Annotated in this window: 23 protein-coding genes; 10 read left to right on the plus strand and 13 right to left on the minus strand. The window is 39.1% G+C overall.

The window, feature by feature from the left end; all coding sequences use genetic code 11:
- The first annotated feature begins 24 nt into the window (after window positions 1-24).
- Window positions 25-1,311, plus strand: coding sequence for a glutamate-1-semialdehyde 2,1-aminomutase (locus DZB84_RS19745; protein WP_116354039.1), 1,287 nt, complete (start codon window positions 25-27; stop codon window positions 1,309-1,311).
- Between the two features lie 165 nt (window positions 1,312-1,476).
- On the opposite strand, the gene lepB is transcribed toward DZB84_RS19745, so the two are convergent.
- Window positions 1,477-2,088, minus strand: coding sequence for a signal peptidase I (gene lepB / locus DZB84_RS19750; protein WP_189655316.1), 612 nt, complete (start codon window positions 2,086-2,088; stop codon window positions 1,477-1,479).
- Between the two features lie 600 nt (window positions 2,089-2,688).
- Here lepB and DZB84_RS19755 point away from each other — a divergent pair.
- Window positions 2,689-3,765, plus strand: a complete 1,077-nt coding sequence (locus DZB84_RS19755; protein ID WP_116354041.1) for an FUSC family protein — start codon at window positions 2,689-2,691, stop codon at window positions 3,763-3,765.
- Window positions 3,766-3,794: 29 nt separating this feature from the next.
- On the opposite strand, the gene nikC is transcribed toward DZB84_RS19755, so the two are convergent.
- From nikC to DZB84_RS19780, 5 genes are all read right to left on the minus strand, one after another.
- Window positions 3,795-4,685, minus strand: coding sequence for a nickel transporter permease (nikC, locus tag DZB84_RS19760; RefSeq protein WP_116354042.1), 891 nt, complete (start codon window positions 4,683-4,685; stop codon window positions 3,795-3,797).
- 14 nt (window positions 4,686-4,699) lie between these two features.
- Window positions 4,700-5,704: an ABC transporter permease gene (locus DZB84_RS19765; protein ID WP_116354043.1), complete on the minus strand. Its 1,005-nt coding sequence runs from the start codon at window positions 5,702-5,704 to the stop codon at window positions 4,700-4,702.
- Between the two features lie 85 nt (window positions 5,705-5,789).
- Window positions 5,790-7,424 carry an ABC transporter substrate-binding protein gene (locus DZB84_RS19770; RefSeq protein ID WP_116354044.1) on the minus strand — a complete coding sequence of 545 codons (1,635 nt, stop codon included), beginning with the start codon at window positions 7,422-7,424 and terminating at the stop codon, window positions 5,790-5,792.
- Between the two features lie 84 nt (window positions 7,425-7,508).
- Window positions 7,509-8,474 carry an ABC transporter ATP-binding protein gene (locus DZB84_RS19775; RefSeq protein WP_116354045.1) on the minus strand — a complete coding sequence of 322 codons (966 nt, stop codon included), beginning with the start codon at window positions 8,472-8,474 and terminating at the stop codon, window positions 7,509-7,511.
- Window positions 8,446-9,462 carry an ABC transporter ATP-binding protein gene (locus tag DZB84_RS19780; RefSeq protein ID WP_116354046.1) on the minus strand — a complete coding sequence of 339 codons (1,017 nt, stop codon included), beginning with the start codon at window positions 9,460-9,462 and terminating at the stop codon, window positions 8,446-8,448. The genes DZB84_RS19775 and DZB84_RS19780 overlap by 29 nt, the downstream gene beginning before the upstream one ends.
- Window positions 9,463-9,694: 232 nt before the next feature.
- Between DZB84_RS19780 and DZB84_RS19785 the strand changes: the two genes are divergently transcribed.
- Window positions 9,695-10,306 (plus strand): hypothetical protein, encoded by a 612-nt coding sequence (locus DZB84_RS19785; RefSeq protein WP_116354047.1) that lies wholly within the window; start codon window positions 9,695-9,697, stop codon window positions 10,304-10,306.
- Between the two features lie 58 nt (window positions 10,307-10,364).
- Here the strand turns inward: DZB84_RS19785 and DZB84_RS19790 are convergent, their stop codons facing one another.
- From DZB84_RS19790 to DZB84_RS19805, 4 genes are all read right to left on the minus strand, one after another.
- Window positions 10,365-12,116: an ABC transporter ATP-binding protein gene (locus tag DZB84_RS19790; protein WP_116354048.1), complete on the minus strand. Its 1,752-nt coding sequence runs from the start codon at window positions 12,114-12,116 to the stop codon at window positions 10,365-10,367.
- 81 nt (window positions 12,117-12,197) lie between these two features.
- Window positions 12,198-12,728 carry a nucleoside tri-diphosphate phosphatase gene (gene ntdP / locus DZB84_RS19795; protein WP_116354049.1) on the minus strand — a complete coding sequence of 177 codons (531 nt, stop codon included), beginning with the start codon at window positions 12,726-12,728 and terminating at the stop codon, window positions 12,198-12,200.
- 178 nt (window positions 12,729-12,906) lie between these two features.
- A complete protein-coding gene (locus DZB84_RS19800) occupies window positions 12,907-13,161 on the minus strand; it encodes a YgaB family protein (RefSeq protein ID WP_116354050.1) in 255 nt (84 codons plus the stop codon).
- Window positions 13,162-13,907: 746 nt separating this feature from the next.
- On the minus strand, window positions 13,908-14,084 hold the full coding sequence (locus DZB84_RS19805) for a gamma-type small acid-soluble spore protein (RefSeq protein ID WP_116354051.1): 177 nt from the start codon (window positions 14,082-14,084) through the stop codon (window positions 13,908-13,910).
- Between the two features lie 184 nt (window positions 14,085-14,268).
- Between DZB84_RS19805 and DZB84_RS19810 the strand changes: the two genes are divergently transcribed.
- Window positions 14,269-14,496: a cytosolic protein gene (locus tag DZB84_RS19810; protein ID WP_116354052.1), complete on the plus strand. Its 228-nt coding sequence runs from the start codon at window positions 14,269-14,271 to the stop codon at window positions 14,494-14,496.
- Window positions 14,497-14,509: 13 nt separating this feature from the next.
- Here DZB84_RS19810 and mutY read toward each other — a convergent pair whose 3' ends face one another.
- Complete coding sequence (gene mutY, locus DZB84_RS19815) at window positions 14,510-15,589, minus strand: A/G-specific adenine glycosylase (RefSeq protein ID WP_116354053.1); 1,080 nt, start codon at window positions 15,587-15,589, stop codon at window positions 14,510-14,512.
- A 201-nt stretch (window positions 15,590-15,790) separates the two neighbouring features.
- On the opposite strand from mutY, the gene DZB84_RS19820 reads away from it, so the two are divergent.
- From DZB84_RS19820 to DZB84_RS19830, 3 genes are all read left to right on the plus strand, one after another.
- Window positions 15,791-16,774, plus strand: a complete 984-nt coding sequence (locus DZB84_RS19820; RefSeq protein ID WP_116354054.1) for a metal-dependent hydrolase — start codon at window positions 15,791-15,793, stop codon at window positions 16,772-16,774.
- Between the two features lie 161 nt (window positions 16,775-16,935).
- Window positions 16,936-17,094 (plus strand): small, acid-soluble spore protein K, encoded by a 159-nt coding sequence (locus DZB84_RS19825; RefSeq protein WP_116354055.1) that lies wholly within the window; start codon window positions 16,936-16,938, stop codon window positions 17,092-17,094.
- Window positions 17,095-17,192: 98 nt separating this feature from the next.
- On the plus strand, window positions 17,193-17,345 hold the full coding sequence (locus DZB84_RS19830) for a YpzG family protein (RefSeq protein ID WP_116354056.1): 153 nt from the start codon (window positions 17,193-17,195) through the stop codon (window positions 17,343-17,345).
- Between the two features lie 35 nt (window positions 17,346-17,380).
- On the opposite strand, the gene DZB84_RS19835 is transcribed toward DZB84_RS19830, so the two are convergent.
- On the minus strand, window positions 17,381-17,698 hold the full coding sequence (locus DZB84_RS19835) for a YfhH family protein (protein ID WP_116354057.1): 318 nt from the start codon (window positions 17,696-17,698) through the stop codon (window positions 17,381-17,383).
- A gap of 1 nt (window position 17,699) precedes the next feature.
- On the minus strand, window positions 17,700-18,521 hold the full coding sequence (recX, locus tag DZB84_RS19840; RefSeq protein ID WP_116354058.1) for a recombination regulator RecX: 822 nt from the start codon (window positions 18,519-18,521) through the stop codon (window positions 17,700-17,702).
- Between the two features lie 99 nt (window positions 18,522-18,620).
- Here recX and DZB84_RS19845 point away from each other — a divergent pair, with 99 nt between their 5' ends.
- The 3 genes from DZB84_RS19845 to DZB84_RS19855 all read left to right on the plus strand — a co-directional run bounded on the left by DZB84_RS19845 (window position 18,621) and on the right by DZB84_RS19855 (window position 20,625).
- A complete protein-coding gene (locus DZB84_RS19845; protein WP_116354094.1) occupies window positions 18,621-19,529 on the plus strand; it encodes a TIGR01777 family oxidoreductase in 909 nt (302 codons plus the stop codon).
- 327 nt (window positions 19,530-19,856) lie between these two features.
- Complete coding sequence (locus tag DZB84_RS19850; protein WP_116354059.1) at window positions 19,857-20,414, plus strand: GNAT family N-acetyltransferase; 558 nt, start codon at window positions 19,857-19,859, stop codon at window positions 20,412-20,414.
- Between the two features lie 91 nt (window positions 20,415-20,505).
- Entirely contained in the window at window positions 20,506-20,625 is a 120-nt protein-coding gene (locus DZB84_RS19855) for a YfhE family protein (RefSeq protein ID WP_116354095.1), read from the plus strand.
- The last annotated feature ends 78 nt before the right edge of the window (window positions 20,626-20,703 follow it).

A 20,703-nucleotide genomic window follows, 5' to 3' on the forward strand; every position in this document is an offset into this window, starting at 1 on the left:
TCAAAGCTAGGAGGATTATAATAGATGAATCATTCAAAATCAGAAGAACTATACAGTGAAGCACTCGAGCATATCGTTGGAGGTGTTAATAGTCCATCGCGTTCATACAAAGCTGTTGGCGGTGGTGCACCAGTAGCAATGGAACGTGCAAAAGGTGCTTATTTTTGGGATGTTGACGGGAATAAATACATAGATTATCTAGCAGCATACGGTCCAATCATTACCGGCCATGCTCACCCACATATTACAGAGGCGATTACAAAAGCAGCTGAAACTGGTGTACTATACGGAACTCCAACACCACATGAAGTAAAGTTTGCAAAAATGCTGAAGGAAGCTATGCCAGGAATGGACAAAGTGCGCTTTGTCAACTCTGGAACAGAAGCTGTCATGACGACAATTCGTGTCGCTCGTGCTTATACAAATCGAACAAAAATTATTAAATTTGCTGGCTGCTATCATGGGCATTCAGACCTTGTTCTAGTTGCTGCAGGCTCAGGTCCTTCAACACTTGGAACTCCTGATTCTGCAGGTGTTCCAAAGAGCATTGCCCAAGAAGTAATCACCGTTCCATTCAATGACATCGAACCGTTTAAAGAAGCACTTGCAAAATGGGGCTCCGAAATCGCGGGCGTTCTTGTTGAACCAATCGTTGGGAACTTCGGCATCGTGGAACCGAAGGAAGGCTTTTTAGAACAAGTACTTGAGCTTTCCCATGAGGCTGGCGCACTCGTCATTTTTGATGAAGTCATCACAGCTTTCCGCTTTATGTATGGTGGCGCTCAAAATCTATTAGGCATCACCCCTGACTTAACTGCCCTTGGTAAAATCATCGGCGGCGGATTACCAATCGGTGCATACGGCGGTAAAAAGGAAATTATGGAACAGGTTGCCCCACTAGGCCCTGCATACCAAGCTGGAACGATGGCCGGAAACCCAGCATCCATGCTTTCCGGAATTGCTTGCCTAGAAGTCCTTCAAGAAGAGGGCTTGTACGAAAAATTAGATCAACTAGGTGCGATGCTTGAAGAAGGAATTCTTAAGCATGCTGTTACCTACAATGTGCCAATTACGATTAATCGATTAAAAGGTGCATTGACTGTTTTCTTTACGGAGGAAAAGGTAGAGAACTATGAGCAAGCTGAGAATACAGACGGAGAAATGTTTGGCCGCTTCTTCAAATTAATGCTGAGCCAAGGCATTAATCTTGCTCCATCCAAATATGAAGCATGGTTCCTCACCATTGCTCATACGGAAGAAGATATTGTAGAGACATTACAAGCTGTGGAATATGCTTTTAAGAATCTATAAAGTGAGTTGGGAGAACCTGCCGGGTGGCTAACGGGTTCGGTTTTCAAGTAGAAAATGTAAAATAGAAGCATTAATAACGTGTGTTTTAGCGGACATTTTACAGAGATTCTGGTAACAAATTTAGCACAACAAAAGACATCGATTTATCGATGTCTTTTAATGATTTTATTTAGCGTATCCAACTACTTTTCCAATGAGTTTTTCTTCTTTTAGTACCAGCATTTTGCCTCGAAACCAATCATCTCCGATTAAATAGTATTCATCATCTGAGAGTTTTACTTCTCTCATACTCGTTTCGAAAACTTCCATCATACCTTTTTTATCGTAATCATTTCCTTCGTTATCCATCATTTCAAAATAACCTTTTTCATCCAAACCAAGTCTATGTGCTTTACCGTAAAATGTATCTAACATTTGACCGTTAATATAAATCTGTCCATTAGTTATTTTAATTTTTTCGCCAGGCAAAGCAACCACTCTGGATATGTCTTTTTCTCCACCCTCATTATCGAAAAAAACAACATCTCCTCTCGAAATATCAGCCACACTGTTGTTTGTCTCAATCGTTAGAGTTTTATCAAAATAATCGTGATTACCTCTGTCCATATTATCGGACATATGGTGATGTGTTATCATTTCAGAACCAAGGTTTTCAATAACCGTAACATCTTGGGTTGTATTTTCATCTGTAAGTGTTTCTGATGATGCATTAATGGAACAACCTAAAATAATTAAGACTGTAAATACCATTAAAATGAATACAAGAATTTTATTCACATTGTCACTCCCTTTTAGAATATTCACCATCTTTATTTTTTACAAATTATACCATAGACAAGTATTATTTACTTGGCTAATTGATACACAATTAGCAGACGTTTAATAACAAATTTCGCAGACTGTCTGAGAGACAGCAGACTCACGTTTTTTGCTACGCTAATTTATCTGTTAAAATGGAATAAATATAAAGTGAAACCCCATTAAATCAATGAAAAAAGGTAAACCAATTACTATGCTAATTAGCTTACCGTTTTATATTCTTATTTTTCTACCTATAATCCAAACCCGTTACCGGGTGGCAGGTTCTTCTTTTTTTTGGGGTATTATATCGGGAATTGCGTTTTATTTATGATATTTTCGCTTTCCATGGGATATTTACGTCTCGAACGTCAGATTTACGACTTACTCTTAATATTTCCGTCCCAGCCAGTGGATTTGCTTCTCCATTTCAACATCTGCTTCTTTGTCAACCTTTCTACTAGGACATGTTTCCCTTGCTATACGCATAAAATCATTGTATGATACTGTATTGGTTTAGATTATGCAGAAAAAGCTAAGTATAAGAAAACAGCTTTTTTATAGAAAGGATTCGAAAAAATGAAATTTGGTGCCCGCATGCTAAAAACGGGAATTGCCATCACACTTGCGTTAATGTTAGCGAAGCTTTTGGATTTGCCTTCGCCAGTATTTGCAGGGATTGCGGCTGTTTTTGCGATTCAACCTTCGATTTACCGCTCTTATTTAACAGTGATTGAACAGGTTCAAGCAAATGTAATTGGTGCAATCTTTGCCATTTTATTTGGATTGTATTTTGGCAATAATGCTTTTATCATTGGACTTACTGTCGTACTTGTTATCGCGATTAACCTTAGGTTTAAGATGGAAAAGACAATCTCAGTCGCAATCGTAACAGTGATCGCGATTATGGAAAGTCCGAGCGAACAGTTCGTTCAGTTTGCCAGTTTAAGATTCCTCTCCATTTTACTGGGGATCCTATCGGCATTTGTTGTTAATCTCGTTTTTCTTCCACCTAAATATGAGAAAAAACTATATGACGCAATTGTTGAGCAATGTGAGGAAATTTTCAAATGGGTACGAGTTAGTACAAGACATGCTTCTGAGTACAATACATTAAAAGATGACATCGATAAAATTAAAGAAAACATCATTCAGATTGATCAGCTATTTCTTCTTTATAAAGAGGAACGGAATTATTTTAAAAAAGTAGAATATGAAAAGTCTAGAAAGCTTGTTTTGTTTCGACAAATGATTACTTGTACAAATCGAGCATTGGATACACTTAAAAAACTGCACAGGCATGAAAATGAACTGCAAGAATTGCCGATACCGTTTCAGCAATTATTTGTAAAAGAAATCGATGATCTCCTCCATTTTCATGAGCAAATCTTGTTAAAGTTTGTTGGTAAGGTGAAGGTTCAAGCCCCTGAAGAGTTAATGGAGGATTTTTCTTTCGATCGAAAAAAAGTCATTGATACATTATTCGCACAACACCGACCAGGCGATGAAGAACATGAAGAAGCCTGGTACCACTTAATGACACTTGTTTCAGCCATCTTTGAATACTCGGAACAACTCGAGAGATTGGATACATTGGTAGATAGCTTTCAAAACTTCCACAACGAGGTAATTGTGGAAGAAGCAAATAAAGAGTAAAAAACAGCTAACATGAGTTAGCTGTTTTTCTATTGCTTCATTTTAGGATCCAGTGCATCTCGTAACCCGTCACCCATTAAATTAAATCCAAGCACGGTGAACATAATGGCGATTCCCGGAAAAATCATTGTCCACGGTGCCTGTGTTAAGTAATTTTTTGAATCGGCAAGCATCTTCCCCCATTCGGGATTTGGTGGCTGTGCTCCCATTCCAAGAAAGCCAAGTGCTGCAGCTTCAATAATGGCTGTTGCAATTGCCAGGGATGCCTGGACGATAATCGGTGCCATACTATTTGGCAAAATATGTTGAAATAAAATTCTCCTGTCTCTCATCCCGACGGCTCGGGCCGCAGTAATATATTCTTCTTCTTTTACACTTAGCACCCTCGATCGAATCAACCTTCCGAAGTTTGGCACATTAATGATGGCAATGGCAATTAACGCATTGCGGAGTGACGGTCCAAGAATCGCAACAATCGCAAGTGCTAATAAGATACTTGGAAATGCTAGTAAAATATCAAACATACGGCTTATTAAATTATCTACCCATCGACCGTAATATCCTGCAAGAATTCCAAGCAAGCTTCCAACAATGGCTGAACCTAATACCGCAAAAAAGCCAACCCGCAATGATATTCTAGCCCCATAGATGATTCTTGATAAGATATCCCTTCCAAAATCATCTGTTCCAAGCCAATGGTCACTGGATGGTGCCTGAAGTCGATTTGCAAGATTTTTTTCATCGATCCCTTGAGGAGCGATGAGCGGTGCAAAAATGGCAAGAATGATAAATAAGAAAACAATACAAGTCCCAACAAGGGCTAATTTATTTTTACAAAAGCTTCGCCACGCTTCCTTCCATGGCGACACAGCCTCATCCCTTTTTCCCATATTCAGATCTTTTTGTGCTAGCTCTGCCATCTTCTCCCCCCTTCCTAGCGATATTTAATTCGCGGATCGATAACCGCATATAAAAGGTCAACGATTAAATTAATAAAAACAAAGAAGGTCGCAACCACTAAAATACCTGACTGAATTACCGGATAGTCACGGTAATTGATGGCTTCATAAATATATCGTCCAATTCCTGGCCAGCCAAAAATGGTTTCCGTTAGGATCGCTCCTCCAAGCAATAAACCGGTTTGTAAACCGATGACCGTTAAAACAGGGATAACTGCATTTTTCAAAGAGTGCTTGTACACGACCCAGAACATTTTTACTCCTTTTGCACGTGCTGTTCGAACAAAATCTGACCGCATGACTTCAAGCATGCTTGAACGCGTAATCCGTGCGATTATTGCCATTGGAATAGTTGCTAGCGCAAAACTTGGGAGAATTAAATGCTTTAAGACCGTTACAAATTGGTCTGTTCTCCCATTCAGTAATGTATCGATTAAATAAAGGCTTGTGACCGAATCAACAGGGTCACGCACATTTTCTCTGCCAGTCGTTGGCAGTAAATCTAGCTGCAATGCAAATGCCCATTGTTCCATTAAACCTAACCAAAAAATAGGCATGGACACACCAATTAAAGCAAGGACCATTGCAATGTAATCGAACCATGAATTCTGAAACCAAGCACTTATGATACCAGCGTTAACGCCTATTACAATTGCAATAATCATCGCAACAATGGTTAACTCAATTGTAGCTGCAAGATATGGCCAAATCTCTGCACTTATAGCAGTCTTGGTTCGGATGGATTCCCCTAAATCACCAGTCAACAGACCCTTTATATACTCGAAATATTGAATGTACAACGGTTGGTCCAGTCCCAGTTTTGTGGTTAATGCGGCGATGGACTCCTCTGTTGCGCGCTGGCCAAGCATGATTTGTGCAGGATTTCCCGGAATTAGGTGAATAATTGAAAAGACGACAAGTGTCATTCCAATCAACACTGGGATGACCATTCCGATTCTTCTAAGCGTATATGTGAACAAGGTTATCACCCCTTTTGTTTGAAAAATAGACACCAAAGAGGAGTGATGAAAACTCCCCTTTTACATGTCTCAAACTTTCAATTTCTTATTCGAACTCAACCTTCGTTAAAATATCTGAACCAGTTGGGTGTGGGAGTAGTCCTTTAAGATTTTTCTTTCCAGCCAACAATGGTGTTGAGTGAACAAGTGGTGCCCAAGGTGAATCGTCATGGATGATTTCCTGTGCTTTTTTGTATAATTCATTACGTTGCTCTTGATCAGGAATGGTTTGGGCTTCAATTAAAATATCGTGAAGCTCATCATTGCTGTAAAATGAATAGTTATTGCTTCCAATACTGTCCTTATCCAATAAGGTATAGATAAAGTTATCTGGGTCCCCATTGTCCCCTGTCCAACCTAACATATAGGCATCGAATTCACCTTTAGCCGCTTGCTCTAAATACGTCCCCCAGTCAACCGATTTTATTTCAGCTTTTACACCAATTTCTGCAAAGCTTGATTGGATGACTTCTGCAACCTTCATTCCATCAGGCATATAAGGGCGTGGTACCGGCATTGCCCATAGGTCCATTTCAAATCCGTCTGCGAAACCTGCTTCAGCTAATAATTCCTTTGCTTTCTCTAAATCATATGGATATGGGTCAATTTCATCATTGTAGCCTTCCAATGCTGGCGGAAGTGGGTTTTTGGCAGGCTCTGCAAGTCCACCATAAAATGCCTCAATGATTCCTTCTTTATCAATGGCATGGTTAAGTGCTTGACGAACAAGTTTATTATCGAATGGTGGTCGAGTAACCGTAAAACCTAAATATCCAACGTTCATAGATGGACGCTCAAATGTTTGAAGATCCGGATTTCCTTGAATCTGTTCAAGGTCAGATGGGTTCACTCCATCCATTAAGTCGATTTCGCCAGCTAGCAATGCATTTAAACGTGCAGAGTTTTCAGGGATTGACCTAAAAATGATTTTTTCTAGCTTCGGATAGCCTTCCATCCAATAATCCGGATTCTTTTCTAACGTAATTCTGTCGTTTTCTTTCCATTCTACAAATTTGAAAGGACCCGTACCAACTGGGTTCTTCATAAAATTATCACCATGTTCCTCAAGCGCAGCCGGGCTTGCAATCCCAAATGGAGACATCGCTAAGTTCTTTAAGAAAGGTGCTTGAGGACGATTTAGCGTGAATTTTACAGTATAATCGTCTTCGGCTACTACCTCTTTAATCACGTGGCCTTCCTCCCCTTTAAAGCCACCAAACATGGTGTAGTAAGGGAATTTTTCAGCATCTCCATTCATCCAACGTTCGAAGTTCTTAACCACTGCTTCTGCATTAAAATCTGTCCCATCATGAAACTTAACGCCTTCACGTAGCTTCAACGTATATTCAAGACCATCTTCTGAAGGTGTCCATTCCGTTGCCAGACCTGGTTGTAAGGTTGTATCTTGCTCTCCATAATTAATTAACGTTTCAAAAATATTCACTGTAACCTTAAAGGTTTCCCCTTCTGTTGTTGTAATCGGGTCTAAAGACACAGAGTCCCCACCGCGCCCAAATACAAGCTCAGTTTGTACCTCTGCTGATGGTGTTTCTCCTGTTGGTTTTTCTCCCTCATTTGGACTTTCATTTCCTTTTTCACTTCCTCCATTACAGCCGACTAAAGCTGTTGATACTAGGAGTAGGAATAGAAACGAGAGTAGCACGCCTTTCCTCTTAAACAAAGAAATTCCCCCTTAAAAGCTTTATTTTTTATCATGAATGCTGCGATTCATCCCATTGGTAAATTCAATAATGAAGAAAGTCCGTTAATAGAGATGACAAGCAACATAATGACCGTCTTCCACTTCCTTAAACTCTGGACGCGTCGTTTTGCATATCTCCATGCAGCTCCGACACCTTGTGTGAAACGCACATCCTGCAGGTGGATTGGAGGGGCTTGGTATCTCCCCGGTAATACCTACTGTTTCTTTTTTATAATCTGGATCCGGAATTGGCACCGCTTCTAACAATGCTTCTGTGTATGGATGAAGAGGCTTGTTATAAAGCTTTTCGCTTTCTGTCAATTCTATGATTCTTCCTAAATACATGACGCCCACTCTATCACTTATATGCCGGACTACCCCTAAATCATGTGCAATAAATATATAGGTCAAGCCATATTTCTTCTGTAAATCTTCCATGAGGTTTAACACCTGTGATTGAATCGAGACATCGAGCGCAGAAACAGGCTCATCGGCAATAATAAGGGATGGATTGGTCATTAACGCCTTTGCAATACCAATGCGTTGACGCTGACCTCCACTAAATTGGTGGGGATAGCGCTTTGCATGATAACTACTTAAACCAACAACCTCTAGCATTTCTCGTACTCTACGTTTTCTTTCCTTTTTGTCGCCAATCCCATGAACAATCAGGGGTTCCTCTAGTATTTTTTCGACTGTATGTCTTGGATTAAGGGATGCATATGGATCCTGAAATATGATTTGCATGTCACGCCTTAGCTTTCTCATCTCAGAGATTGATAGATTCGTAACATCCTTCTCGTTAAATAGAACCTTGCCTTCCGTTGGTTCCAAAAGCCGCAAAATTAGTCGTCCTGTTGTGGATTTTCCACATCCACTTTCCCCAACGATTCCTAATGTTTCACCCTTATTTACAAAAAAGGAAAGCCCGTCAACCGACTTTACGTCTCCTATCTTTTTTCCAAACACGCCCCCCTTGATTGGAAAATACTTTTTTAAGTTATGGACTTGTAGTAAAGGTTGTGTCATGATTGCTTTCCTCCTCTCCAAACTGTAAAAAGCAACGAACACGATGCCCGTTATCATCGACATTGTAAAGATCAGGATTATTTATAAAGCAGCGGTCAAACGCATACTCACAGCGTTCTGCAAATCGACATCCCTGTTTTACCGAACCTGGCTTTGGCACATTCCCCGGAATAGAATAAAGTCGCTCATTTTTATTGCGGATATCGGGTACAGATTTTAATAAACCTTTCGTATATGGATGCTTAGGATGTTTAAAAATGGACGAGACTTTCCCTTCTTCCACAATCTTTCCAGCATACATAACAACGACCCGCTCACAAATTTGGGCAACAACACCTAAATCATGGGTGATCAACATGATCGCCGTATTCATTTCATCGTTTAATTTTTTCATCAGCTTTAAAATTTGCGATTGGATTGTAACGTCTAACGCTGTTGTAGGCTCATCGGCAATTAATAGTTTTGGATTGCAGGCCATAGCCATTGCAATCATCACTCTTTGCCTCATCCCCCCTGAAAGTTGGTGTGGGTAATCGTTCATTAATTCTTCAGCGCGTGGGAGACCGACCCGTTTCATGATTTCAATTGCTCTTGCACGCGATTTTTTCTTATCCCATTTCATATGAATCTTGATTCCCTCTACCATTTGATCCCCAATCGTAAATAGAGGATTGAGAGATGTCATCGGCTCCTGGAAGATCATTGCAATGTCATTCCCTCTAATTTGACGCATCTTTTTCTCAGAGAAATGAACAAGATTTTCACCATTAAAGATAATTTCGCCTCCTACAATCTTTCCAGGAGGAGTTGGAACTAGTCCCATTATTGATAACGATGTGACACTCTTTCCGCATCCTGATTCTCCGACTACTCCTAAAATTTCTCCTTCGTTTATATAAAAATCAACATCGTCAACTGCTGGTATTTCCCCTTCATCGGTAAAGAAAGAGGTACGGAGACCCTTGACCTCGATTATTTTTTCCCCCATCCATTCCACCTGCCTTTACAAGAAGTTTTATTAACAAGTTGTCTCAAATATTACCTCAATGTAAAAAAAGGCTTCGAGATTCGAATGGGATTTTCCGCTACTATTCGACACCATTTCCCTGGAAATAAGAATGTTTGTCGAATGAAAAAAGACATGGATATTTACGGGTGTGGATTTAACAGTATTTTCCTTTCTGTTAAAATGTAGATAAACAAAGAGTTGAGGGGGAATTGTGATTAAATTTTATAAACTGCTAATTTTAAGTACTATAGCCATGATTATCATTTCAGGATGTCAATCAAAGGCAAATACACAAGTTGAAATAAAAATGAAAAGTGAAGAAGAACAAAAAGAGATAGTGGACACTTATACTTTCGATGATTATAAGAAGGTGTTTGATGAAGCTGTATCTGAAGCAAATAAATTAGAAGATGATGAACAATTAAGGAAATGGATTATTAGAACATTAGCACAAGAAAAAGTGTACTATGAAACAGATTTAACTGATGTGCAAGTAATCGAACTATCTAAACAAGCAATGGAGAGAGAGAAAGTATGGAAGTCAATTGCCAAAGTTGAATATGGTATTAACGTAACTGATGAAGAAATTGATCATTATATTAAAGAAGGACCCGATACAAGCGATTTGCCACAACACCTAGCGTATGCAGATGCGTTAGGGTTATCCTTAGAAGAACTTAATCACGATTTTGACAGAGATATTTATGAAAAGAATGTTATTTGGTTAAAGCTAAAACCTGAACTAGAGAAAAAATACGCAACGACTGACAATAATCAACAGGTCGAAAGGTATGAAGAGGAAGTAAAAAAACAACTAAATTAACTATTAAAAAGGCATTGGTTATCCCAATGCCTCTTCGTTCTCCAAAACCTACCATCTTTTAATCATCTAACTGCTGAACCTGGAATAGGTCGTAATAATGTCCTTTTTTGCTCATTAATTCAGAATGCGTCCCGATTTCGACGATTTCCCCGTGTTCAATGAGGACAATTTTATCTGCATGTGTGATCGTGGATAATCGGTGTGCAACGATAAAGGTGGTTCGATTTTTAGCGAGTTCCTCTAGTGATTCCTGAATAAGATGCTCACTTTCAAGATCCAATGCAGAAGTGGCTTCATCCCAAATTAATAATGGTGGATTTTTTAAGAATACACGTGCAATCGCAATCCTTTGTTTTTGACCACCTGATAACTTAACGCCTCTTTCCCCTACTTTTGTATCATAGCCGTGTGGAAGATTTTCGATAAATTCATGGGCATTAGCCGCTTTGGCCGCTTCAATAATCTCCTCGTCAGTAGCACCTGGTTTTCCAAGCAGAATATTATGCTTAACCGATTCACTAAATAAAAAGGTATCTTGATGAACCATCCCAATTTTATCGCGGAGGCTTCTTACCTTAAAGGAGCGGATATCCGTTCCATCTAATAGAATCCTTCCATCTGTTACATCATAAAACCTTGGAATTAAGCTAACGAGTGTCGATTTCCCGCCGCCACTCATTCCAACTAAGGCAACGGTTTCCCCGCTTTTAATATCTAAATTGATATTCTTCAATACAATTTGATCATCGTCATCATCCCCATATGAGAATGAGACATTTTCAAACTTCATTTTCCCAGATACATTTTTACATTCAACTGCATTTGGTCCATCGACGATATCATATTTTTCATCAATAAATTCAAAAACACGGTCCATTGACGCGAGAGCTTGTGTTAATGTTGTCGATGAGTTCACAAGTCGTCTTAGCGGATTATAAAGTCGGTCGATATATGCAACAAACGCAACTAAGGTACCGACTGTTAGATTCCCTTGAATGACCTGATATCCGGCATATCCAATTACAAGAAGTGGTGCGATATCAGTAATGGTGTTCACGACCGCAAAGGTTTTTGCATTCCAGTTTGTATGGTCTAATGCTTTCTGAAGAAAATTACTATTTTGCTTATCAAAAAGCTTTTGTTCATGGTCTTCAATTGCAAAGCTTCGGATAACAGGAATCCCTTGAACCCGTTCATGAAGATAGCCTTGCACCTCTGCAAGCGCCTGAGAACGAGATCTTGTGAGATGGCGAAGTCTACCATAAAAATACTTAATCGAGAAGCCATAGAGTGGGAACAAAATGATAGACACGATAGTTAACGGGATATCCAATGTCAGCATAATGCCAATGGCAATAAAGATGGTAAAAAGGTCGAGCCACAGGTTCATCAATCCAGTGATAACAAATGTCTTTGTTTGCTCCACATCATGAATAACCCTTGAGATCACTTCACCTGCTCTTGTGTTGGCATAATACCGAAGACTGAGCTTTTGAATATGATCAAACAGCTGGTCGCGGATATCATAAAGAATTTTACTGCCGACCCATTGCGCATAATATTGGCGATAGTATTCGACAGGTGGACGCAGTACAAGAAAAATAAAGAACATAATTCCCATTGCAAGGAAAAGCTTTGATAGTTTTTCATCCTGTGTAAGGTCTGCTGCGATGACATCATCCAATACATATTTCAGTAATAATGGTGTCAGCATCGGAATCGAAAATTTTATAATCCCAATGATGATTGTAATCAAGATTTGAAACCGGTACGGTTTCACGAATTTCAAATAACGTCTAGTACTCCCCAAACCCCTGACCTTCCTTCAAGTTGTTGTGCTAAAAATATTGAAAACCTGTTGCTATATTTTCAACAGGTTCTTCTCAAATTATTAACTTCGATAAGTTAAATAGCGTTCATACCAAATATCAATAAAATCTGGTGCGAATGGACCTTTTCGTCCACGAATCCATTGGATAAGCTTGTCTACATTATTTTTTAAAATCTTATCGATTACATCTGGATAATTCATTTCACGACGATGTTTTTCATATTCATCCTCATCTAGCAGGATAAATGTCATATCAGGGAAAACCTTAATATCCAAATCATAATCAATATATTTCAACGCTTCGTCATCAGAAATGAATGGTGAACTGATATTACAATAATAATACACTCCGTCCTCACGGATCATTCCGATAATATTAAACCAATGGCGCGCATGAAAATAACATATAGCCGGTTCACGTGTAATCCAAGTACGACCGTCGGATTCAGTCACGGTTGTGCGATCATTTCCGCCAATTATAAGGCTCTGTGTTCCTTTTAGCACTCTCGTTTCTTCCCACACACGGTGAATATGACCATTATGTTTATAACTATGGATTTGTATTTTATCTCCTTCCATGGGAATACCCATTCTCTCTCCCTACTTTCACTTTGGGCAGCTTTGTCTTATACATTTCAAATTTCATTTATGAAATCTCCCGTATCGAAAGTATAAAAAACAAAGAAAAACCTTTTTCTATTATTATAACGGTTCAACTAGTATTTTAAAACAAAAGAGCCATCGGAAATTTTCGATGACTCCTCTTAGTTTAGACTGTTTGATGCATTTTGCCCTGATAGGACCGGATGACCTCTTCGGTTTGTTTTTGAAATAAGTCATGAATTTGCATAAGTTCTTCCTGCATACGCTGAATCTCTTCCTGTATCGTTTCGAGCTCTGTTTCTTTTTGGAGTTCTAAAATTTGAGACTCTAGTTCCTGGCATCTCTCAATTTCGGATTGAATGAAAAGTAGCTTGTCCATTGTTTTTAGCTGTTCACCAACAAGGTCATTAAAATTGCTCATCTTGTAATCCTCCTATTGTCTATGAGTGCGTGTTCAAAAAGGAGGATGAAAAGGACCAAGAAGTTCGAGGCGGTGCAGGTTTGAGTAGCGGAACGTATGTAGTAAATACGTGAGCAACGGAAAAGCAAGCCAACGAAGAAATTCGATGTGTCATTTTCACCGGACTTTTTGAACATCCCTCTATAACCATCATTATTGTTATAACCTATTATTTCTTTAAATAGACTTAATTTCCTTTGTCTTTGTATGTAGTTATATAGGAGGTTTTGTCACATTAGAAGGAAAAAATCTTTCATCTGGTTTATGAAGGACTTTTCGAGCTTGTTGCCGCGGCAAAACTGTCTTCATCCAACTTATGATGTCTTTTTCCGGGGTAATCCCGCAGTGAAACGGTCTTCATCCCGCTTATGATGTCCTTTTCGGCGATGTTCCCACGGCCAAACGGTTTTCATCCCGCTTATGATGTCCTTTTCCGGGATTTTCCCACGGCAAAACGGTCTTCATCCAACTTATGATATCCTTTTCCGGGGTGGTACCGCAGCGAAACGGTCTTCATCCCGCTTATGACGGACTTTTCGATCAAACTCCCTCGCCGAAATGGTTTTCATCCCGCTTATAAAGAACATTTCAGTCAAATTCCCTCGCCGGAATGTCCTTCATTCAGCTTACCATCTTTGGCGCACTAAAAAACACTTCCAGCGGATGCTTGGAAGTGTTTTGTGTTAAGTATAAAAATCTTGTTTATGTTAGCCTTGTCCTTTGTTAGACTGAGACTGTTGGTTCTGACGTCTTACTTCTTGAGCGTTAGTTTCGCTAGCAAACTCAGTACCGAATTGACCACCAGCACCTTGAGATTGAGCGTTTTGTTGTCTTACTTGCTCAATGTTTGTTCCAGCTGAAGATTTGTTTGGTTGTTTAGCCATTTTTATCACCTCCACGACCATTAATTTGTCCCAGAAGTGAAGTTAATATCCGTAAAAAAATATATTTGATTTTTAGGATAATTTTTCTACAATTGGATAATCTTATTATGAACAAAGGAATTAATAGTGTGTGTTCAAATAGAGAGACGTTTTGAACATCCCATCAAAAGGAGGGTAATTGAAGATGTATTCTGGTCGTGACATGACTCATTTATCAATGATCCCAAAAAATGAATGGAAGGAAAGCGAACTAGCTTTTTTCCACCATTCCTTTCAACAAATTGTTCCATATTTAAATGCGGAGGGGCAATCCCTGCACCGCGAAATTGTCCAGGAAATCGAAGCTAGAGGCGGTTTCCATCGTAACCATGACTACACGAGTGATATTAGGATGTCGTATGACACTGAATGAAAAAAAAGCTTTCTCATCGATTGAGAAAGCTTTTTAATATTTTTTGATGAGAGACAGGGAATGTATACTCCTCCATCCCCTTTAAACTAACCAGTTTCAAATGATCTGTTTCAGCTACGGAGCCTTCAATTCTCCCTTCAAAAACAGTGATATTCCAAATTAAATGGGAAAACACATGTTGAATCGTTGTAAATGCTTGTCCAATTTTCGCATCAACTTCATATTCCCTTTTTATAAATTCACCTAACTGTTCTTTTGGTGCTTGAAGGTCTAAAATTGTTTCGTGATTTGGAAACTCCCATAAATTTGCTAAAAGTCCTTTTTCCGGACGTTTATGAATTAAAAATCGACCCTCTTCGTCCTGTAGGACAACTGCTGCCATTGAAACAGCGGTAGGAGCCTTTTTCTTACTTTTAACAGGAAGTTCCTTTTGGACTCCCTCAGCAAAAGCTCTGCAATGTTCACGAACCGGGCATAATAGGCAGGCGGGGTTTCCAGGAACACAAATCAAAGCGCCTAATTCCATTAATGCTTGGTTAAAAGCAGACGGGTCTTCTTTTGAAATCAGTTCTCTTACTATGTCTTCAAACAATTGGCGTGTTTTCGGTTTTGCAATGTCATCCCAGACGGAGATAATCCTTGAAAGAACGCGCATCACATTACCATCGACGGCTGGTTCAGGTATTCCATACGCAATACTTAAAATGGCTCCAGTTGTATAGGGTCCGACACCTTTTAGACTTGAGATTTCCTCCACTGTGTTAGGTACTTTGCCACCATACTCCTGTGCCACTTCTTTAACCGCCGCGTGTAGATTTCTCACCCGTGAATAATAGCCCAAGCCTTCCCAAGCTTTAAGAACTTTTTCCTCGTCAGCTTCCGCAAGTGCCTCAATTGTCGGAAACTTGGAAATGAAATTCTCAAAGTATGGAATGACGGTATCGACTCTTGTTTGTTGGAGCATAATTTCAGAAACCCATACTTTATATGGGTCCTGATCCTGTCGCCAAGGAAGTTCCCTCTGTTCGTTCTCAAACCACTCAATTAAATCTTTTTGAAATTCATTTATCGAAAAATTTTCTAACATTTTCATTAATTTTTACCATTCCCTCTCACAAGGTGTTATTATTATCAAAAACGCCTAGCGTTAACTGCTTTATTTGAAAATCCGCTGAGGTCTTTACCCATATTCAGCAGTAGTCCACAACAGCTGAATAAAGGTATCATAATTTATTTAAATATATGATTTTGGTTACATTAATCTTAGATACGTATGGAAAAGGAGGTCCCATTTTTGGACACAGGAACACATATTGTTATGGGTCTTGCTTTGGGTGCTATTGCCACTCTTGACCCAGTTGTTACAGCCAACCCCGCTACTACTCATGCTGTTCTCTTTGGAACGCTTATTGGTTCACAGGCACCAGACCTTGATACCATACTTAAATTGCGTAACAATGCTAATTATATAAAAAATCACCGTGGAATAACACATTCCATTCCGGCCGTGCTACTGTGGCCAATTTTAATCACAGGAGCCCTTTTATTCTTTTTCCCTGGGGCTAACCTTCTGCATCTTTGGATTTGGACCTTTATTGGAGTCATTCTCCATGTGTTTGTCGATATTTTTAATGCATATGGAACACAAGCATTACGTCCTTTTTCACATAAATGGGTTGCTTTAGGCGTTATCAATACATTTGATCCATTTATCTTCCTGATTCATTTAGCAGGGATTGTTGTTTGGAAGCTTGGCTTACATCCGGGAGTTACTTTTTTCTCGGTCTATGCCATCCTGTTTGTCTATTATATCATCCGGTTTCGAATGCGAAATAAGGTCGAGTTAGGGGTTCGTGCTAAAATCGATGAAGATATCAAAGAAATCATCATTTCGCCAACGTATCGCTTTAATCAATGGCATATTGCAGTCGTGACCGATAAATATTTTTATGTTGCACGCTCCAAAAACAATGAAATTATTATTCAGGACCGATTTGTAAAGCGCCCAATTCCTGATACTCCGGTAGTAAATGCGGCGAAAGAAGACAAGAACTTGGCAGCCTTTCTTCACTTCTCACCTGTGTATCGTTGGGAAATCGACGAGTATGATGATTACTATGAGGTTCGCTTTATTGATCTACGTTATCGAAGCAAAGGGCATTATCCATTTGTTGCGGTCGTTCAATTAGATCTTGATTTAAATATTATAACATCCTATACTGGCTGGATTTTTAGTGAAGAAAAGCTTCGTAAAAAGCTTGATCTCCTTCCAAACTGACCAATTCTCCCCATAACAACGATTGTTATGGGGATTTCCATTAATTCACGTTGCTTTTTTTACATGTTAAGAAGGCATGAACTCCATACTAGTAATACGTGTTTAAAGGTGAGAGTTCCCTTTTTACACGATGCCCAAATGCCCTTTTAGGAGGTATTCGTATGCGGAACAAAAAACGAGGATTCCCAAATCAGAATCGTAATAAGTTTCAGGGTGAGCCAAGAGCAAAGGCTGAATACGCTTCAACAAGAGCAGATGGTTCCATTAACACACATCCACAGGAGCGAATGAAAGCTTCAGGTGAACGACACGATTTTTAAACCAGGAGTTTTTTGACTAAAACACCACATCATGTGGCAACTCTTTGTTCTCCACCTTGTGTGGGCCTAAAATCGAGTTTAACTCGGAGGTGCGTGTAATGGGTAAAAAAGGATATAAACGCAACGAATACAACAATCCGTTCCAACAAGCATGGGCTAATCCAAAACATGCTTGGGCACAGGTGAATGGAGAAACAAGACTAACTCAAAACCTCATCATATTGGAGCGAGAGACTAGAAAACGCTCCTAGAACATCGAAAACCAGAGAGATCCTTCTCTCTGGTTTTATTTTTTCAGAAGTAATGAAATCGGTAATGCCTCTTCTTTGTCCTCTTGCCCGACACGATGCCCCCAAGCAAATACTCCGTTGAGATAATGAATCTTAAAATAACTTCCAGGGTCGCCATCGATTTCATATTCTTCCCCTTTATTAAAATCCGCTGGATTTAGCATATACGCCTTAGCCATCGCTGCTTTACGTTCAAGGACAGCAAGTTCATTTACGATTCCGAGCTGTTCGGCTTTACGTGCTTGTTCTTTTAAGTTTGCAATTTCTTGTCTTAATTCAAATTCTGTCATTTGACTATATCGTTTTTCTTGCATGTCAGTTCTCTCCGTCCTTCATGTGTTCAATGAGTTTGTCGATCATATCTAAATCAAAGCCTTTTCGGAAAAGGGCTGCCTTCATTTTTTGTTCATATTCCCATCCATCCAATTTTTCATATTTACGATGGGCTTTCAACCCTTGATGCTTTAGGGCTTCCCACTCTTCATCCGTATCTTTTTCGGTTTCCGCTTCTTCCATGGCGATTTGAATAACATCCCATGAATAGCCTTTCCTTTGAAGAGTTTGCTCAAGCTTTTGTTTGGTTTGGCGTTCTGAAGCTTTATTGCTTTTAGGGATCGTTTTTATAATCAGTTTAATGGCTTTTTCAATTTGCTCGTCCATTGAAAAAAGATCAAGACTTTTTGTTATGATGTCCGGGTCAATTCCTTTTTCAAAGAGCTCTTGTTTGATAACCTCAGGTCCCTTTGAAGTTGTATTGATTTGCGTTTGAACATAGGCTTTTGCAAATTCGTCATCATTCACATATTTATACTCAGCAAGCTTATGCATCACATCAGGAATAATTGGATCATCTACTTCCTTCTTCTTCAGATAATCAATGACTTCCTTCCTTGATCGCATTCTATATGATAAAAAGTTCAACGCCAAATTAAAGGCTTTCTTTACTTCATCCTCAAATTGGATTTCTGTAATATCAAGGTCATCCAGTTCCATCCCTTTTTTGAGTTGAAAGGAAATTAGAATATCTTGATCAACGCTAAAAGCATATTCTTCACCCTTGCCATTCCCGTAATCAAGATAAATATTAAAGCGTTCCGTGTTTTTCTTTTGAGTTGTGATTTTTGCTATTATCGCCATTTGAATTACACCTCCCTATAATAGTAGCACAAGATTTTTGAAGGATATATGGAAAACTTATTGAATTATCTAGGAAAAGAGATGGAAAGGAAGAAAACCATGAAAATTGCAATTGCAGGAGGAACAGGCTTTGTCGGGAAAAGCCTTACAGATTATCTTTTAGACCAAAATCATGAAGTATTTATTTTAACAAGAAATGCAGCCAAAGCAAGTCATCACCCTAGGCTATCTTTTGTAGAGTGGCTAAAGGTGAATAGTGCTCCTGAAATTGAACTTCAGTATGTTGATGCCGTTATTAACCTGGCGGGAGAATCCTTGAATAGTGGAAGATGGACGGAAGCCCGTAAAAAAAGAATCTTGGAGAGTAGGGTGACTGCAACAAAGGAAATTGTTCGCATCCTCTCTTCATTACAAAAAAAGCCAAAGGTATTATTGAATGCAAGTGCAGTAGGTATTTATGGAATCTCTGAGAGTGAGACTTTTACGGAAGATGTTACTCAGATTGGGAATGATTTTCTCGCCAATACAGTTTCTGCTTGGGAACAGGAAGCAAATCAAGCCACTACATTGGGTGTGAGGACTTGTTTCTTACGATTTGGAGTTGTGCTAGGTGCTAACGGCGGTGCCCTAACACGGATCGTCCTCCCCTATCAGTTTTTTATCGGAGGTACAATTGGCTCTGGGAAACAGTGGCTATCCTGGATTCATATTGATGATGTATTAAAAGGAATTGATTTTCTTTTACATCAGGAGAACGTAAGTGGACCTATTAATTTCACGGCACCAAATCCAGTGCAAATGAAGGAATTTGGTCAAACGGCAGGAACCGTTCTTCATCGACCACATTGGCTTCCTGTACCCGGATTTGCTTTACAGCTTTTACTCGGTGAAATGAGCATTTTAGTGCTGGAAGGACAAAAAGTACTTCCTAAAAAACTTGTTGAAAATGGTTTTTCTTTTACTTATGAAACTGTTGAAAAGGCATTAAACGACATTTTCAGAGGGTAATTCGACACAAGGGTGCAAAATTCCACAGAAAGGTCGAAATTACCAATAATTTGATACAAAAATTTCACAAAAAACCTATTTATTTTTACAAAAGATTCGAGTATGATACCTTAAGTGAAGTAAAATTATTTAACTAACAAATCAAATAAAAAACTTAAATTTGGCCAACGCAAAATGGCTAACTTTAGGGAAGGCAAATGGTGCGCCACCAGTTTCACTGGTTCTAGTGGGTTCGATTCCCACCCCGAAATTTTTTAATGACACAAAAAATTTCGAGGGTGGATCCTGGCCACAGGTCCGGTCTGTCCTCATTTGGAGGGGAAACTGATGCTAAAAAAGCGTGAACTTCAAGATAGTCAAGCTCTTTATGACTTAATGGTGCACCCGGATGTCTTTCCTTTTGTGCGTCAAAAGGCATATTCTTACGAAGAGTTTTTATTTTTAACCAAGCAAACGATTGAGGCAGAAGAGCGAGGTGAACTAATTTCACGTACCATTTTAGATGAGTGGGGCTCTCCAATCGGAACGATTAATTTATTCGATATCCAAGAAAATGCAGGTTTCCTTGGCACTTGGCTTGGTAAACCATTTCATGGTAAAGGCTACAACCAACCTGCTAAAGATGCATTCTTTGCTGAACTCTTTTTTGAACTTGGGATTGAAACGATTTTTATGAGAGTTCGTAAAGTTAATCAGCGCTCGATGATGGCCGTTCAAAAACTCCCATATGTTACTCTAGCAAATGAAACGCGAAAGTCTTTACTTGATGAACTCAACGCCAACGGCGATATTTACAACCTATTTGAAGTATCAAAGGATTTATATACATTACACACGATGCGTGTTGGACATATTTCTGAAGAAGAACATTTGAAGGAAGCTTAAACTTGAACCCGTTTTTTAACGGGTTTTTTGTTTGGAATTTTTTTGGATGGATAAAATAATACTACATTACTTAGAAAGTGAGGGAACTTTGATGCCAAAAGATAAAAGGCGTGAAAAGTCGAAAAGCACATTAAGCAGTATGCAGGCTGTAACTTATTCTAGGGAATTTAAAATGGCAGATCGTGCCGGCGGGTATACGACGAAAAAGTAATACATATCAGTATCTTCCACTTATGAAGCCTGCCATCAAGGTCATCCTATAATTGAGTAGGTTGTCTAAGCGACCTCT

This window comes from Bacillus sp. HNG, assembly GCF_003400205.1.
In the GTDB taxonomy this organism is placed as follows: domain Bacteria; phylum Bacillota; class Bacilli; order Bacillales; family Bacillaceae_L; genus Ferdinandcohnia.